The following is a 15,558-nucleotide window of genomic DNA, read 5'->3' as shown; positions in this document are numbered from 1 at the left end:
TTCTTCTTCTGCTGTCTCCTCTTCCGGTAAAGCCGCCCCGATGATCTCGTCTTCCCGCTCCGCCTCTCTCCGGAGGGACTCCTCGTCAGCTCGATAGGGCTCTTCCGCTGCCTTCTTTTCTCTCACGCTCACGGTCTCGATTCCTGCTTCTTCCAGCCCGGGCTCTTCCTTCTCGGCGGCCACGGCACCGGGCTCGAAAGGCTCCTTCTCCGGTTCCCCCTCTTCCACCGTTACTTTAATCGGGGCACCTTCGTCTTCATCTTGGAGAGATTCGGGACTGATTTCGAACGGTTCCTCCTGCGCTTCCCTCTCAGGCGCTGCCTTGATGAGCTCATTCTCCCGCTCGGTCTCTCTTCGGTGGTATTCTATGTCGGTCCGATAGGTCTCCTCCTCCTGCTTGCGGTGGTCATCAGCAGTGGTTTCAAAGCCTTTATCCTCCAGCTCAATCTCTTCTTCCCCGATGGCCACGGCTCCCGGTTCGAACAGCTCCCCCGCCTTTTCCTCATGTTCCAGGCCCAACCTGTCGAGCAGCTCGCCCTCGGGACCGGCATCTTCTCCAGCGGCCTCTACTTTAGGCCAGCCCGGCGCTTTCTCCTCCTTCTCCTCAACCGCGGCCGTTTCCAGAAGATCGCCCAACAATTCCACTTCTATTGGCGGTTTCTTTTTTGGTAAGGTCACCGGCTCCGCCAGATCGGCCAGTCCTGCCTCTTCCTTGGAGATCTTTAGCCAGGGCTCCACATCGGCCAGTTTCTCTTCGGTGGTGGCCATAATGGCGGCCAGTCGCTTAATGTTGGCCTTCCAGCTCGGTTCAGCGGCCGCTTCTTCGGCAGCCGCGGCAGGGGGTCTTACTATTCTGGGGAGTTCAACCGCCGCGGCTGGAGCCTCCTTTTCTTCAGTCTCCCGGGCCCGCGCCGGCTCTCGCGGCTCAACACGCTCCCGCTCCGGCGCAGCTATCTCTCCCCGCCTGGCTCGTAACTCCTGCTCTACCTCCTTGATGAGGTCCCTTTCGGCATAAATGCGCTTGAGGCGCATCTGGGCCCCGCGGCTGAGAGGATTTGCCCGCAGCAACCGGCGGTAGGCCTTCTCAAGGATGGGCTTTTTGCGGTGCAACCGTTCCTGAACCGCCACCAGCAGTTCCGCCGCCTCCAGGTGGTATTCATCGCTCTTCAAGGTCTGTAATAGCAGCTCCTCCGCCTCCTCCAAACGTCCTTCACGTAAGGCCAGGGTGGCCAGCAGGAACAGGCCGGGAGCGTGATTCGGGTGATGATCCAGTCCAATGCTGCAGACTTTCCGGGCCCGCTCCAGGTTATTCTCCTGGATATATACATCGGCCAGCAGCGTGTAGGCCAGGGATTCAAAATTCTCGGCAAAGTGGTGCTCCAGATGGCGCTTCCGCTCGCGGGCCGGGAGCTGTTGGTATTCTATGCTAGTCGGGCCTGTCATAAGGGAATATTCCCATGCTTTTTTCGGGGATTGGTGTCCACCTTGGTTTCGAGCATGCTCAGCGCGTCGATCAGGCGGGGGCGGGTCTGACGGGGTGGGATGATATCGTCAATAAAACCCCGTTCGGCGGCTATGTAGGGATTGGCAAACTTCTCGCGGTACTCCTGGGCCAACTTCGCGGTCAACGCTTCCTGATCATCGGCAGCTTGGATATCCTTCTTCCATAGAATCTCCACCGCCCCCTGCGGACCCATGACGGCAATCTCCGCGCTGGGCCAGGCCAGATTGATGTCCCCCCGAATGTGCTTCGAACTCATCACGTCGTAGGCCCCGCCGTACGCCTTCCGCGTGATGACCGTCACCTTGGGCACGGTGGCTTCACAAAAGGCGTACAGCAGCTTGGCGCCGTGGCGGATAATGCCGCGCCACTCCTGATCGGTGCCGGGCAAAAAGCCGGGAACATCCACGAAAGTCACCAGCGGTATGTTGAAAGCATCGCAGAAGCGCACGAACCGGCCACCCTTCATCGAGGAGTCGATATCCAGTACACCCGCCAGGTGCGAGGGCTGGTTGGCGACAATCCCTACCGAGCGACCTCCTAAACGGGCGAAACCGACAATGATATTGGTGGCGTGGCCGGTTTGTACCTCTAAAAACTCGCCTTCATCCACCACCGCCAGGATTATCTGGTGCATGTCATAGGGCTTGTTGGGATTCTCCGGTACCAGGTCGTCGAGGAGCTTCTCTTCCCGATCGAGCGGGTCGTCAGTAGCTGTCTGCGGCGGGCTTTCCAGATTATTCGGGGGCAGATAACTGAGCAGTCGCCGGGCGCACTGAATGGCCTCGACCTCGTTTTCACAGGCGAAGTGCGCCACTCCGCTCTTCGTCGCGTGGGTCTCGGCACCACCCAGGTCCTCAAAGGAAACGTCCTCGTGGGTGACGGTCTTCACCACGTTGGGCCCGGTGACAAACATGTGGCTGGTGCCCTTGACCATGATGATAAAATCGGTAATCGCCGGTGAGTAGACCGCCCCGCCCGCACAGGGACCCATGATCAGGCTCAGCTGCGGGACCACCCCGCTGGCAAGCGTGTTCCTCAGAAAAATATCGGCGTAGCCGCCCAGGCTGAGAACTCCCTCCTGGATGCGGGCACCGCCACTGTCATTGATACCCACCACCGGCACCCCCACCTTCATCGCCAGGTCCATCACCTTGCAGATCTTCTCGGCAAAAGTCTCGGACAGCGAGCCGCCGAAAATGGTGAAATCGTGCGAAAAAACGAATACCCTCCTCCCCTCCACGGTGCCGTAACCGGTCACCACACCATCACCCAGGGGACGCTTGTCCTCCATACCGAAATCCCGCATTCGATGCCGGACAAACATGTCCATTTCAACGAACGAACCTTTGTCCAGTAAGAGATCCAGTCTTTCGCGGGCGGTGAGCTTCCCCTTGGCGTGTTGCTGCTCCAGACGCTCCTTCCCACCTCCCAGGTGAGCTTCCTCCCGGGCAGCTTGCAGAAGGGCTTCCTTGGAGGGGTGCTGCTGCGGCGTCATCCGCTAGCCTCTTCTTCCAGGCCCGGTCGGTTCTCTTCCACCCACGAAGTAATATAGGCCACGATCTCACTCAGCGCACTTCCGGGACCGAACAGGCGGCCGACCCCTTGCCGCTGGAGCGCTTCCATGTCCTTACGCGGGATGATCCCACCACCGGTCAGGAGCACATCGTCCAGACCGGCGTCCAGCATCAGCTTTTTGACCTGCGGGAAAACAGTCATGTGGACTCCGGAAAGAATTGATAGGGCCACCACGTCCACGTCTTCCTGCACGGCGGCCCGGACGATCATCTCCGGCGTCTGCCGTAGTCCCAGGTAAATCACCTCCATCCCGGCGTCCCGGAATGCCCGGGCCAGGACTTTGATGCCCCGGTCGTGGCCGTCCAGACCCGGCTTGGCCATCAGAATCCGGATTTTCCGCTGCACCTAGCGCTCCTTGCCCGTCAGGGGCCTGTCCTGAGTCCGTCAGCCGACGGACCGAAGGGCCGGGCCTCTGACCGGCTGTCCAGAACAAAGGTCACCGGACCGTCGTTCACCAGCTGCACCTGCATCATCGCTCCGAACAGGCCGCTCTCCACGACAATATCGTGTGCTCGCAGACCATTCATGTAATGCTCGTAGAGCCGTTCACCGCTTTCGGGTGGCGCCGCATTGATGTAACTGGGACGGCGGCCCTTGCGCCAGTCACCCACCAGCGTAAACTGACTCACCACCAGAGCACTGCCGCCTACGTCCATTAGAGACAGGTTCATTTTCCCTGCCTCATCGCTAAAGATACGCAGATTAACCGTCTTTTCCACCAGAAAGCTGCTGTCAGCCTCGGTGTCGTCCCGGTGCACTCCCAGCAAGACCACCAGCCCCGTACCGATGGACCCGGTAACCCGGCCATCGACAGTAACCTGGGCTTCAGATACCCGCTGCAGGACGGCGATCATTCGAGATTAGTCCGTTGCCTTTGGTACGTTGTCTATGGTTCAAATCCCGCTGTCAAAGGGATTTAGTGGTCATGATTTTACTTGCGTGGCCCAATGGAATTGATGTATGCGCTGAGTTTGGGACCTAATTCCTCTACTAAGGCTTGGATGGACTCAGTTTGAGTATCTTTTAGAAGATTTCTTTGGAAAGCCCTTCGTAGCCAGTGCTTTCGTAAATGGCTTCCATCCAAGAACAATCTCCCAGACCTTGTCTGCCAACTCTTCAGAAAACTGGTAGACTCGCAGTTTCTCAAATTGGGTTCTTGACATAGAAGCTTTTCCACCCTACGGACTACTGACCACGGACCATTGACCACGGACAACTGACCACATCCTATTGCGAAACCCACACGTTCTCCTCCCCGATCAGCCCGCGCAGCGCGGCCAGGAACCCGGAAGTTGGCGCGATCAGTTGACAGGTCGCGGCAGTGATGACTCGCAATTTCCAGTTTTTACACATCTACCATATTTACCCAATTCATTACCCAATTCATTGGGTATTATCTAATTTCCAATTTTTCGTTTTGCGCCACTGGGCTTTTTGGCCACGGCTTAGGCATTCCAACTGGTTTTCCGCCCGTAATTTCTTCAGCACCCGCCTGATCAGGTCCATGCTGACGTTCGGGCATTCATTCTGAAGCTCGGCTATGCGAAAAGGGCCCGGTGCCCTGTCTATGGCACGAAGCACGAGGGCCGTCTTTTCCCCCCTGGGAGTCCCGAGCTGCCCGAGGCGTACCTCGAATTCCCGGTATGCCGTTTTAATAATGAAGAGAATGTAATTGATGTATGGCCACGGGTCATGTTCGCCCTCGTGCCAGCCATGGGAACTTTGCTCCAGCGTTTCGTAGTACCTCTCCTTGTTCTGCTCGATGAGGCGTTCAAGGCTTATATAGCGCCCGACCTCAAACCCCAGGTGGTAGCACTGCAGGAGCAGAAGAAGCCGTGAGACACGCCCGTTTCCGTCACGGAAGGGGTGGATGCAAAGAAAATCCAGATTGAAAGCCGCCAGAAGCACAGCGGGAGGGATCTTCCGCTCCTTGATGCCGTCACCATAAAGCTCTACCAATTCCCTTATGTAAGCCGGTGTGTCTCCGGCGGGAACCGTTTTGAAGCGGACCCGCGAGCGGCCGTCGGGATACTTTTCGATGATGTCACTTACCTTCTCCTTGTATTGACCCGCATCCCGGATCTCACCGCGCGTCAGGCGATGTAGTCTCAGAAGGGTCTCTTCTGAAACCGGTAGTCGCGCACCCTGCTCATGGATCAGGGTCAGGGCTCGCCGGTATCCCCCGACCTCCTCTTCGTCACGATCACGCAAGAGCGGTTTTCCAAAAACGATGGTGGCAATGCGGGATTGATCTACTTCCACACCTTCGATCCGGTTGGAGGAAATGGCGCTTTCTATGAGGGCGTGTTCCCGAAGCGCCTTGAGCCGTTGGGGGGATTGACGGGTAAATAATTCCTGTTTACCTCGCGCTTCCCCGAGATCAGCCAGATACCATGAGGTAGCTGCCGGGATGGCCTCGATTTCCCGGGAAAAGAGCCGCAAGGTCATCATGGCTCATTTCCTCCATAAGGATGCTGATACTCCCGCGCCGGCATGGCGATAACTGTGGTTTGCAGGTTGGGTCGTAATTCCTCAAATTGGCTTACTGCCGTATATTTTTTCCATCCTGCGCTAAGGACAACTGACCACATCCTATTGCGAAACCCACACGTTCTCCTCCCCGATCAGCCCGCGCAGCGCGGACAGGTACCCCGCCTCCGGCTTGACCCGCAGATCGGTGGCGCGTATCCGACGGGTCGGAAGCGGCCCGGAACCCTCGGGTTGGGTGTCGTCCGCCACGTGCAGCCAGAGCTCACACGGTCCCCGGTACTGATCAGACAGGTCGCGCAGTTGCTGGATGAGCCCCGATTCCAGGCGGCTCAGATAAAGCCGGATATTGATGCGCTTTGCCATGCGCCGCCGCAAGTCCTCCAGGGGGATAATGTCCTCAGCCAGCAGCTTCAATCCGCCTGCTGCCTCCTGGGTGTCATCGGCTGCGGGAATATCACTGCTCTGGCTGTCGTTAGCCAAGGGACCCCGCGTCGAAGCCCGCCCGATTACAAATACTCGCGCATCCTTGGTTAACAGGTCCTTCACCCGTGAGTACAGGTCAGTGAACACCACCACCTCCACGTTGCCCAGCAGCCCCTCCAGAGTAAAAAAGGCCATCGGCAGTCCCTTCTTGGTATGGTGGTTCTTCAGCCGATTCACAGTCCCACCAAGACGCAGCAGCTCCAGTTTGTATGCCTGCTGCGGATCGCTGAAGTCATAGTTGGAGAATTCCCGCAGGTCATTTTCAAAAGCTTTCAGGGGATGACCGGTCAGGTAAAAGCCGGTCAACTCCTTTTCCATTTCAAAATGTTCCTGGTCGGTCCAGGGCGGAACCTGCGGCAGGGCCGGTTCGGAGACCAGCAGCGGCTGACTCTCGCCACCGAACAGGCTTTCCTGATTGGGATCGGCACCTGACTGAACCCCCTGGGCATACTTGATGGTCTCGTCCAGACTGGCAAATTTCTGGTGCCGCAGGCCCTCCAGGCTGTCGCAGGCCCCGGACTTCACCAGGCACTCCAGGGCCTTGCGATTCACCAGGTGCAGATCGATAGCAGCCGCAAATTCAGGCAGGGTTTTCCAGCCACCGGTTTTCTCGCGGGTCGACTTGATATGCTCCGCCGCCTTCTGGCCCACGTGCTTGATAGCATTCAGCCCGAATCGAATGCGCCCCTCGCTATCCACCTGAAAGGTGGGGCCGGAATGGTTCACCTCCGGCGGCAGCACTTCCAGACCTAGGGCCTGGACTTCCGCCAGGAGCACTGGCATGCGGTCGGGGTTGTTCATCTCCGAAGACAGGTTGGCTGCCATGAACTCGGCGGGGTAATGGGCTTTCAAGTAGGCGGTCTGATAGGCCACCAGAGCATAGGCGGTGCTGTGGCTTTTGTTGAAACCGTATTCGGCAAAGCGGGCGATGAGGTCGTAGATCTCCTGGGCACTTTTCGCAGGTAGGTTATTAGCTGCAGCGCCCTTGAGAAAATCGGCCTCCATGCGGGCCATCTCTTGCTTCTTCTTCTTGCCCATCGCCCGGCGCATCAGGTCGGCCTGGGCCAGGCTGAACCCGGCAATGGCGTGGGCAATTTGCATCACCTGCTCCTGATAGACGATGATACCATAGGTCCCCTTCAGAATCGGCTCCAGGGCCGGGTGCAGATAGGTAATCCGTTTGCGGCCATGCTTGCGGTCAATAAAGTCGTCGATATAGCCCATCGGACCGGGACGGTACAGGGCGTTCATGGCGATCAGGTCCTCCAGGCAGGTAGGCCTGAGCTTCTTGAGAAACTCCCGCATGCCCGGCGACTCGAATTGGAATACACCAATGGTCTGACCCTTGGAAAAAATTTCAAAGGTCACCTCGTCATCTAATAGAAGGTGCTCAATGTCCACCTCCGTGCCCCGCCCCGCCAGCATCTTCACCGTCTGGTCAATGACGGTGAGCGTGCGCAGACCCAGAAAATCCATCTTGAGCAGTCCCAGGTCCTCCAGGCCGTTCATATCGACCTGGGTGGTGATCTCGCCTGTCTTCGGATTTTTGTATAGGGGAACGTAGTCGGTGAGGTCTCCAGGGGTGATCACCACCCCGGCGGCATGGGTGGAAGCGTGCCGGTTCATCCCCTCCAGGACCCGGCTGTGAGCGAACAGCTCCTTGTGGGTCTGGTCCAACGACTCGGCCCGCTCCAGATCGGCGTTTTCCGCCAGCGCCCGGTCAATGGTGATCCGGGGACTGTCCGGGATCAGCTTGGCAATACGGTCCGCCTCTCCGAAACTCATCCCCAACACCCGGGCCACATCTCGCACCACGCTCCGGGCTTTCATCTTCCCGAATGTGATGATCTGGCTGACAGCATTCTCCCCGTACTGCTGCTTTACGTAGTCGATGACTTTCCCACGGCCATCCTGGCAGAAATCGATATCGATATCCGGCATGGAAATACGCGCGGGGTTGAGAAAGCGCTCGAAAAGCAGGTTGTAGCGCATGGGGTCTACAGTGGTGATGCCGAGGGAATAGGCCACCAGGCTGCCGGCCGCGCTGCCCCGACCGGGACCCACCGGGATCTGCTGGCTCCGGGCGTAGCGAATGAAGTCCATAACGATCAGAAAGTACCCGGCGTAATCCATGTCCTTGATGACATGCAGCTCCAGGTCCAGCCGGGACTTGACCTCCGGCGTCACCTGGTAGCGCTGTTCCAGGCCCTCTTCGGCCAGCAGGCGCAGGTATTCATCCGGGTCCTGGGTTCCGGTGCTGGCGGGAATGGGAAACTGGGGCAGGTGCAGGTGTCCCAGGTCCAGCTCCACGGCGCACTGCTCGGCGATGGCTAAGGTGTTCTCCAACGCCTCGGGGACGTCCTTGAATAACTGGCCCATCTCGTCGGCGGATTTGATGTAGAACTCGGGCGTGATGTAGCGTCGGCGGTTGGGGTCGTCCCGGTCCTTACCCGTACCCAGGCAGAACATCACATCGTGGGCCTCCCAGTGCTCCCGCCGGGCATAGTGGCAGTCGTTGGTAACCACCAGCGGCAGGCCCAGCTCCCGGGCCAGCTTGATATTCGCCTCTACAGCGATCTCCTCTTCGGGAAGCTCGTGGCGCTGCAGCTCCAGGTAAAACCGGTCCGGGAAAATCGCGGCCAGTTCCCGGGCGGCATCCCGGGCGGCGGCGTAATTCCCGTGCAGAATATTCTCCTGCACCTCCCCCTTGAGACAGGCCGATGTGCAGATCAGCCCCTCGCTGTGACTGCGCAGAAGGGCCTTGTCGATCCGCGGCCGGTAGTAGAAACCCTCCAGGTAGCCGATGGATACCAACTTCACCAGATTACGCAGACCGGCCTGATCCTTCGCCAGCAGGATCAGGTGGTGATAACCCCAGCCCGTCTGCCGGGTGGATTGTCGCTCCCGGTGATCACCCTTCGCTACGTAGACCTCGCAGCCGATGATGGGCCGGATACCCGCCCTGACCGCCGCCTTGTAAAATGGCAACATGCTGAACAGGTTGCCATGCTCGGTGATGGCCACCCGGTCCATCTTGAGCTCACCGACGGTGTCGATGATGGTATTGACGGTCTGGGCGCCGTCCAGCAGGGAAAAATCGGAGTGGTTGTGAAGGTGGACGAAGTCGGTCATGCCGGGCTTCGCCCCGGACAGCATCTGTGGGCTGCCGAAGGAAATGTCATCCTGAGCCTTACCCTGAGCCCTTTCCTGAGCCCCGACGAAGGGCTTGTCGAAGGATCATACATCAAACTTCGATAAGTAAATAGCCAGCAGGCCGGCGAAAATATCCACTTTCAAGACCTTTGCAACCCATCCCGCCCCCGCCGGATTGGGATGTTTATCCAGGTAATTAAACGTGTATAGAAGGGGAAGCTCGACCCCAATAATCACTGCCACCAGGTAAGTGGTGCCATAGACGGCCAGAATGTACGGCAGCAGGCAGCCGAACATCAAAAATAATGTCAGGATCAGGGTCAGTTTTATGCCGGCCGAAACCCCCCAGCGCACCGCAAAAGTACCCACGCCCACCTTGGCGTCACCCGCCACGTCCTCCACATCCTTCACCACCTCCCGCACCACGGTGAAACCGAAGGCCAGTCCCGCTGGCGGCCACATGAGAGCCAGATGCCCGAACGCCGCCCCGGCAAACAGAAACGCCAGCCCCAGGATCGCCGCCACTATAAGGTTCCCCACCAGCGGCAGCCCCTTGAATAGCGGCGTGTACAGCACCATCGCTGGCAGGGCGATAAAGACGGCGATGGTGCGAGCGGCGGGCGGCAGCTGAAAGGCCGCCAGGGTACCGGCAACAAAAAGGACCACCGCCGTCACCCAGCCCGCCTCTCTGGGAAGCACCCCCGATGCCAGCGGCCAGTCCGGCCGATTGATCTTATCGATGGGGTAATCGAAGTAGTCGTTGAGGGCGTTGGCGGCGGCGTTGAACAGAACCACGGTCGCCATGGCTAAGCCGATGGCCCTCCACGGCGGCCAGGCGGGCATCAGGGCCGCGCTGATCAGCACCGCCAGCGCACCCAGCACCAGGTTCAATGGGCGCAGCATCCTGACCGCGGCTAGCAAGGCTTTCACAGCCCGAAGTTAGGGCATGAAAAGGGCCGTGGGGAGAGCTTGACAGTGAGAAATGGCCGTAATCTTCCCTCCGTCAATACCGCCCATCATGCAACTATTGGTATTTACATGTCTCCTTCTCCTTGGGGAGAAGGACGGGATGAGGGGTCAACTAGAAACCCGAAACTAGAAACTCGAAACTATTCCCCCATCAATCTCATAAATCCCTCAAAGAGATATCGCGTGTCTTACGACTGTGGTATTTACGTGTCTCCTTCTCCTTGGGGAGAAGGCTGGGATGAGGGGTCAACTAGAAACCTGTAACTAGAAACTCGAAACTACCCCCCATTAATCTTATGAACCCCACCAACACCCCGCATGCTCCCGTTACAGGCTTTCAAGAAGGAGAATCGGGGGCTGAGTTGCCGGTTTGTTGCTGTTTTGAAGGCCCGCTGAAAGGTGACTTATATCACAACTTGTGCAGGCTAAAGCTGTAAACTTGATTTAAATTTTAATCCAGACCGGATATCGCTTGGTCGTTGCCGGCCCTGAAAGGAGTAAGGATGTTAGACCAACGCAGTAGCACTGATCGACGCGGGATGGCGACCACCCGCCCCAGCGCCATGGCGACCCGCCGCAGAGATATGGATCGGCGGCTGGGAATAATGGCTATAAGCGAAGATCGCCGGTCCGGTATTGAGCGGCGCTCAGGTATGGATCGTCGCGTTCATTTGGATCGGCGCATGTCGGCCGTCTCGTTCAGGGATATCTTCTGATCCCCTGCCCGCCGGCTAACGCACTTCTCTCCTCCCACCTGACAGCATATACCCGCGCATCTCCCTGTAAGTCTTTATGCAGGGTAACCTCAGCCCCTGACCCCTCGAATATGGCCCCCACCGGCTCAGCCTGGGGGCTCCCGCCGATTTCCACGATCAACCGCCCACCCGGCCGCAGAATTTCGGGTCCGATCTGCGCCAGGCGCCGGAAGTGGGTGAGACCGTCAGCCCCATCCGTCACTGCCGCCAGCGGCTCGTGCTCGCGGATCTCCCGCTGCAGGGCGGGCACCTCCTCCGCGGCCACGTACGGCGGATTGCACAAGATGGCATCAAAACCGTCGCCCTGATCTTCGTCGAAGAGTGACTGAACGTCCGCCAGCACATCCACCTGTTGAAACCCCACGTTCCCCGCTCCCAGCCCTTCGGCGTTCTCCCGCGCTAGGTTTAGCGCCTCAGGCGAAATGTCGACCGCCAGCACATGCGCCCCGGGATAGAGCAGGGCGGCGGTGATGGCCAGGCAGCCGCAACCGGTGCCCACGTCCAGGATGGATGCGGGCGGCGGACCCTGGCGCAGCACCTGGATCAGCACCTCCGACTCCGGCCGCGGGATCATTACCGCTGGGGTGACCTTGAAGTCCCGACCATAGAAAGGAGCCTTGCCCAGGATGTACTGGAATGGCTCCCCGTTCACCCGCCGCTTCATCATGGCCTTGAAGCCCGCCAGCTCGTCGGCACTCAAAAGCCGGTCGTGCTGGATATATAAGTCCACCCGCTGCAGTCCCAGCTGGTGGGCCAGCAGCCATTCCACCTCCAGGCGGGCGTTGTCAATCTTGCGGTCGCTGAAATATTGGGCGCCCCACTTGATCAGGTCGATGACTCTCCAGGTGGCGAATTTGGAATGGGTTTTATTGAAAAACCGGCTGGCGCCGGTGGAGGGATCGGTCACACTTCGGCCAGGCGTTCCATCCGGTCGTGCACCCGCAGCTGCTCGATGAGCTCGTCCAGGTCGCCGTCGGTGATTTCGCCGAGCCGGTAGAGGGTCAGGTTGATGCGGTGGTCGGTGACGCGGCCCTGGGGAAAGTTGTAGGTGCGGATTTTGGCGCTGCGGTCGCCGGTGGATACCATGCTGCGGCGCTGGTCGGCCCGCTGGCGCTGCTGCTCCTCCTGCTGCCGGGCATAGAGGCGCGAAGCCAGCACCTTCATGGCCTTGGCCCGGTTCTTGTGCTGGGACTTCTCGTCCTGACAGGTCGCCACGATGCCCGAGGGCAAATGGGTGATGCGCACCGCCGACTCGGTCTTGTTCACGTGCTGGCCGCCGGCACCCGAAGCGCGGTATGTATCAATCTTCAGCTCCGCAGGATCAATGTCCACCTCCACTTCGTCCGCCTCCGGCAGTACCGCCACCGACGCAGCACTGGTATGAATGCGCCCGCTGGCTTCGGTCACCGGCACCCGCTGCACCCGGTGCACGCCCCGCTCATACTTCAGATCACCATAAGCACCCTTGCCCTTCACCGAAACGATAATCTCCTTAACACCGCCGGTCTCGGACTCGGATAGAGATATGACTTCGGTATCCCAGCCCTTGCGCTCAGCATACCGCGTGTACATGCGGTATAAGTCCCCCGCGAAAAGTGCTGCCTCTTCACCACCGGTGCCGCTACGGATCTCAAGGATGGTGTGCTTGTCGTCATCAGGGTCCCGGGGCAGCAGTAGAATTTTGAGCTCTTCCTCAAGTACCTCCAGCTGACCCTTGAGCGACGGCATTTCCTCGTGGGCCAACTCCTTCAGCTCAGCATCGTCCCCTTCGAGAATCTCTTCGTCTTCCTGCAGGCGTTCCCATAAGTCCACATACCTCCGGGCCTTCTCCGCCACCTCGCTCAGATCGCTGTGCTCCTTGGCCAATTCAGCATACTTCTGGGGGTCAGAGGCTGTTTCGGTATCGGACATGCGGGCGGCGAGGTCGTCGTGCCGCTGAATGATTTCCTGGAGCTTCTCGATCATCACTCGTCCTCAGGCGATGGCGTCGGCCACGTACCGCCGGCCCTCTATCTCCTTAAGCTGCTCCCCGAAGGCGGTCTTGAGAGATTCCAGGGCCACCGTTACCTGTTCATCATCGGGCATCCGGGTGGTAATGTACTGTAACCAGATCCCCGGCCGGGACAACCAGCGAAATAGTGATACGTGTTGGTACTTTGCTATGACTTTGAGGGCTTCATACCCGAATCCGGCCACCACCGGGATTAACGGTAGGTGCACCAGGAGCCGCAGTCCGAGGGAGATTGTCCCCACCAGAGCCAGGACGATGGTGTCAATTAGAGCAAAGGCTAGAATGGCGGCGATAAGAACGATAAAGATGAAGCTGGTTCCGCAACGAGGGTGCTGTGTGGGGAAGTCACGGGTGCTTTCGATAGTGAGGGCCTTACCCGCTTCGAAGGCATAGACCGTCTTGTGTTCGGCACCATGATATTCGAACAGACGCCTCACATCCCTAGCTAAAGAGATCAAACCCAGGTACAGTAGGAAAAAGGCGATACGGATGGCCCCCGACACCAGGTTGAACCCTACTGCTTGCTGCTCTACTTGCAGGAGTTTGGTAGTGATCCACAATGGTGCCACAAAAAACAGTCCGATGGCCAGCGCCAGGGCCAGGGAGGTAGACCAAAAACTGGTTAATGAGCCTTTGCTTTTCCCCTCTTCGTGGTAGGCCACTTCCGCCGACCAGTTGAGCGTGGACAATCCGATCTTCAAGGCCTCAAACAGATGCACCATTCCCCTTAAAAGGGGCAGCTTCAGCCAGCGAGAGCGTTCCGCTGCGGAGGTGAAAGCCCGGTATAAAGTCTGGATTTTTCCGTCGGGATTCCTGACAGCCACGGCATAGGCCCCTGGCACGCGCATCATGACCCCCTCGATGACGGCCTGCCCTCCTACCAGGATGCGGGACTGGGCAGCCATCATAATCAGGGGGAGAGTCCGGCCAGTCTGCAGCTGTTTTGGCAAAGTGGTACGCTTTCTTTCCACGTCAAGGTTATAGTGCTTGGTGCGCGTCAGCTAGTCGGCCGGCTCTTCGATCTGGTACTTGCGCCGATACTTCTCCACCCGGCCGGCAGTATCGACCAATTTCTGCTTCCCGGTGAAGAAAGGATGACAGGCGCTGCAGATTTCCACCCGCAGCTCCTTGGCCGTCGAACGGGTCTGGAAAGTATTGCCACAGGCACAACGAACCGTCACTAGATGGTACTCGGGGTGTATGTCTTTTTTCATATTTTTGCTATCTCCTTAATTTAAGCGGGCCAGCGCCGCTGCTGTGCGCTCGATAGCGGCAATGATATCTTCAGCCGAAACGGCATAGGAAAGTCGAATGTGTTCCTGATCACCAAATCCCTCACCGCTTATAGTAATTACAGGTTCCTGCCTGACCGGATACTCCGTCACATCCCTGGGTGTTTGAAGGGCCTGGCCTTTGGCTATCTTGACAAACAACCCACTGACGCTCAAGAAAACGTATAAAGCGCCTGCTGGGTTCCAGCAGGAAAGGCCCGGAGTGGTAAAGTCCGGTTCACCGACAGACAAGTTGATGACATCCACATCAGCGGCCTGCAGCCTGGCAGCCCGTTCAGTCATCTCCAGGGTGATTGAGCTCTGGACCAGGGATACTCTGTCAGAAAGAATCATCATTCTGATGGTGCTTCCAGAACCGGGTTTCGGCTAGGGCTATATCTGAACGATGGTGCCCAGTCCTTTGGTAATACCATTCCCAAGACCCAGATAGTCAGGTAGGGTCATATTGCAGGTGAAGTAGCCCTTGAAAGAGCCGCTCCCCTGATCTTCGACAATCCGAGGAGTCAAGGACTGGAGTTTTACCCGCGCGCTGACCGTGTAGCTGATGTTAAATCCGAGTTCCCGGGCAATAAAAAGCAGGTTCTGTACCAAAAGGCGGTTAAGAAAGGCCGCCCGCTCCTTGGGCAGCAGGGCTTGGTACATCGCCAGGGAACGCTGGTTGAGGGCTACCCAGGGGGTGATGAATTTATAGCGCAGAAAATTGTCGGGTTGGTGATCGAGCTGTAGCGTACTCTCAGGCGCGTCTACTTCCATGACATGGTAGGTCTGGTCCTCGATCTGAAATGATTTCAGCTGCTGTTTGAAAGCATGGACAACGTCATATCCCTCCCCCAGACCGAAAATGCACAGCTGGTTGCGTAACACTTTCACCTGAACCCGGGGATAACGCACCTGCCCCCGATATGCCCCGTCGATGAAAGGTACGATTGGGTGATCGGAGTAATCCCGGATGATGACTCCCTTTAGCTGGTATGGGGTTGCTATAATGGGATGGTCAGTATGGAACCTTACACAGATTGCGCGGGCCGTCTCAGCCGAAGGTGTAACCACCATGCAGCCCTCTCATTTTTCAACACATTGCCAGACTTAGTCACTCATAGCATCGAGGAATTCGCGATTCGATTTCGTTCGCTGGAGGCGGTCCAGCAGGAATTCCATAGCCTCCACGACACTCATGTCGTTGAGCAACCGACGCAAAATCCAGATGCGCGCGAGGTCTTTCCGGGTGAGGAGCTTCTCTTCCCGCCTGGTCCCGGTGCGATTGATATCAATGGCCGGATAGACCCTTCGGTCGCTCAAGTTACGGTCAAGAACCAGCTCCATATT

Annotated in this window: 15 protein-coding genes; 1 reads left to right on the top strand and 14 read right to left on the bottom strand. The window is 58.2% G+C overall.

Annotated elements, in window-relative coordinates:
* The 7 genes from ACETWG_01755 to ACETWG_01725 form a co-directional block, all read right to left on the bottom strand.
* Window positions 1-1,443: hypothetical protein (locus ACETWG_01755; protein MFB0515311.1), on the bottom strand; the 1,443-nt coding region annotated here is incomplete at its 3' end.
* A complete protein-coding gene (locus ACETWG_01750; protein MFB0515310.1) occupies window positions 1,440-2,999 on the bottom strand; it encodes an acyl-CoA carboxylase subunit beta in 1,560 nt (519 codons plus the stop codon). The genes ACETWG_01750 and ACETWG_01755, both read right to left, overlap by 4 nt.
* Window positions 2,996-3,424: a cobalamin B12-binding domain-containing protein gene (locus ACETWG_01745; protein MFB0515309.1), complete on the bottom strand. Its 429-nt coding sequence runs from the start codon at window positions 3,422-3,424 to the stop codon at window positions 2,996-2,998. The genes ACETWG_01750 and ACETWG_01745 overlap by 4 nt, the downstream gene beginning before the upstream one ends.
* Before the next feature lie 17 nt (window positions 3,425-3,441).
* A complete protein-coding gene (gene dtd / locus ACETWG_01740) occupies window positions 3,442-3,933 on the bottom strand; it encodes a D-aminoacyl-tRNA deacylase (GenBank protein MFB0515308.1) in 492 nt (163 codons plus the stop codon).
* A gap of 529 nt (window positions 3,934-4,462) precedes the next feature.
* Window positions 4,463-5,530, bottom strand: a complete 1,068-nt coding sequence (locus tag ACETWG_01735) for a Fic family protein (GenBank protein ID MFB0515307.1) — start codon at window positions 5,528-5,530, stop codon at window positions 4,463-4,465.
* A gap of 141 nt (window positions 5,531-5,671) precedes the next feature.
* Window positions 5,672-9,184, bottom strand: a complete 3,513-nt coding sequence (gene dnaE / locus ACETWG_01730; GenBank protein MFB0515306.1) for a DNA polymerase III subunit alpha — start codon at window positions 9,182-9,184, stop codon at window positions 5,672-5,674.
* Window positions 9,185-9,289: 105 nt separating this feature from the next.
* Window positions 9,290-10,135: a geranylgeranylglycerol-phosphate geranylgeranyltransferase gene (locus tag ACETWG_01725; GenBank protein ID MFB0515305.1), complete on the bottom strand. Its 846-nt coding sequence runs from the start codon at window positions 10,133-10,135 to the stop codon at window positions 9,290-9,292.
* Window positions 10,136-10,677: 542 nt separating this feature from the next.
* Here ACETWG_01725 and ACETWG_01720 point away from each other — a divergent pair.
* The gene (locus ACETWG_01720; protein ID MFB0515304.1) at window positions 10,678-10,890 is read left to right on the top strand and encodes a hypothetical protein; all 213 of its coding nucleotides are present in this window, start codon (window positions 10,678-10,680) and stop codon (window positions 10,888-10,890) included.
* Here ACETWG_01720 and prmC read toward each other — a convergent pair.
* The 7 genes from prmC to rho all read right to left on the bottom strand — a co-directional run.
* Window positions 10,874-11,836 carry a peptide chain release factor N(5)-glutamine methyltransferase gene (gene prmC, locus ACETWG_01715; GenBank protein MFB0515303.1) on the bottom strand — a complete coding sequence of 321 codons (963 nt, stop codon included), beginning with the start codon at window positions 11,834-11,836 and terminating at the stop codon, window positions 10,874-10,876. The two genes, ACETWG_01720 and prmC, sit on opposite strands and share 17 nt — an antisense overlap.
* Window positions 11,833-12,894 (bottom strand): peptide chain release factor 1, encoded by a 1,062-nt coding sequence (gene prfA / locus ACETWG_01710; protein ID MFB0515302.1) that lies wholly within the window; start codon window positions 12,892-12,894, stop codon window positions 11,833-11,835. Before prfA ends, prmC begins: the two co-directional genes overlap by 4 nt.
* A 9-nt stretch (window positions 12,895-12,903) precedes the next feature.
* A complete protein-coding gene (locus ACETWG_01705) occupies window positions 12,904-13,890 on the bottom strand; it encodes a DUF1385 domain-containing protein (GenBank protein ID MFB0515301.1) in 987 nt (328 codons plus the stop codon).
* Between the two features lie 51 nt (window positions 13,891-13,941).
* Window positions 13,942-14,154, bottom strand: coding sequence for a 50S ribosomal protein L31 (rpmE, locus tag ACETWG_01700; protein ID MFB0515300.1), 213 nt, complete (start codon window positions 14,152-14,154; stop codon window positions 13,942-13,944).
* Between the two features lie 15 nt (window positions 14,155-14,169).
* On the bottom strand, window positions 14,170-14,568 hold the full coding sequence (locus ACETWG_01695) for a hypothetical protein (GenBank protein MFB0515299.1): 399 nt from the start codon (window positions 14,566-14,568) through the stop codon (window positions 14,170-14,172).
* A gap of 36 nt (window positions 14,569-14,604) precedes the next feature.
* A complete protein-coding gene (locus ACETWG_01690) occupies window positions 14,605-15,285 on the bottom strand; it encodes a CRISPR-associated endonuclease Cas6 (GenBank protein MFB0515298.1) in 681 nt (226 codons plus the stop codon).
* Between the two features lie 33 nt (window positions 15,286-15,318).
* Window positions 15,319-15,558 (bottom strand): transcription termination factor Rho (gene rho / locus ACETWG_01685; protein ID MFB0515297.1); only part of this gene is annotated, 240 nt, incomplete at its 5' end.

The sequence above is a fragment of the Candidatus Neomarinimicrobiota bacterium genome (assembly GCA_041862535.1).
GTDB lineage: Bacteria > Fidelibacterota > Marinisomatia > SCGC-AAA003-L08 > TS1B11.
The sequence above is the reverse complement of the archived record's forward strand: the minus strand, read 5'-3'. Positions and strand labels throughout refer to the sequence as shown.

What these genes read in the sequence shown, in the direction of transcription:
- dnaE (MFB0515306.1), bottom strand. Translation starts at nt 9,184, where the DNA reads ATGACCGACTTCGTCCACCTTCACAACCACTCCGATTTTTCCCTGCTG.
- ACETWG_01735 (MFB0515307.1), bottom strand. Translation starts at nt 5,530, where the DNA reads ATGATGACCTTGCGGCTCTTTTCCCGGGAAATCGAGGCCATCCCGGCA.
- rpmE (MFB0515300.1), bottom strand. Translation starts at nt 14,154, where the DNA reads ATGAAAAAAGACATACACCCCGAGTACCATCTAGTGACGGTTCGTTGT.
- ACETWG_01695 (MFB0515299.1), bottom strand. Translation starts at nt 14,568, where the DNA reads ATGATGATTCTTTCTGACAGAGTATCCCTGGTCCAGAGCTCAATCACC.
- ACETWG_01750 (MFB0515310.1), bottom strand. Translation starts at nt 2,999, where the DNA reads ATGACGCCGCAGCAGCACCCCTCCAAGGAAGCCCTTCTGCAAGCTGCC.
- ACETWG_01720 (MFB0515304.1), top strand. Translation starts at nt 10,678, where the DNA reads ATGTTAGACCAACGCAGTAGCACTGATCGACGCGGGATGGCGACCACC.
- prfA (MFB0515302.1), bottom strand. Translation starts at nt 12,894, where the DNA reads ATGATCGAGAAGCTCCAGGAAATCATTCAGCGGCACGACGACCTCGCC.
- ACETWG_01690 (MFB0515298.1), bottom strand. Translation starts at nt 15,285, where the DNA reads ATGGTGGTTACACCTTCGGCTGAGACGGCCCGCGCAATCTGTGTAAGG.
- dtd (MFB0515308.1), bottom strand. Translation starts at nt 3,933, where the DNA reads ATGATCGCCGTCCTGCAGCGGGTATCTGAAGCCCAGGTTACTGTCGAT.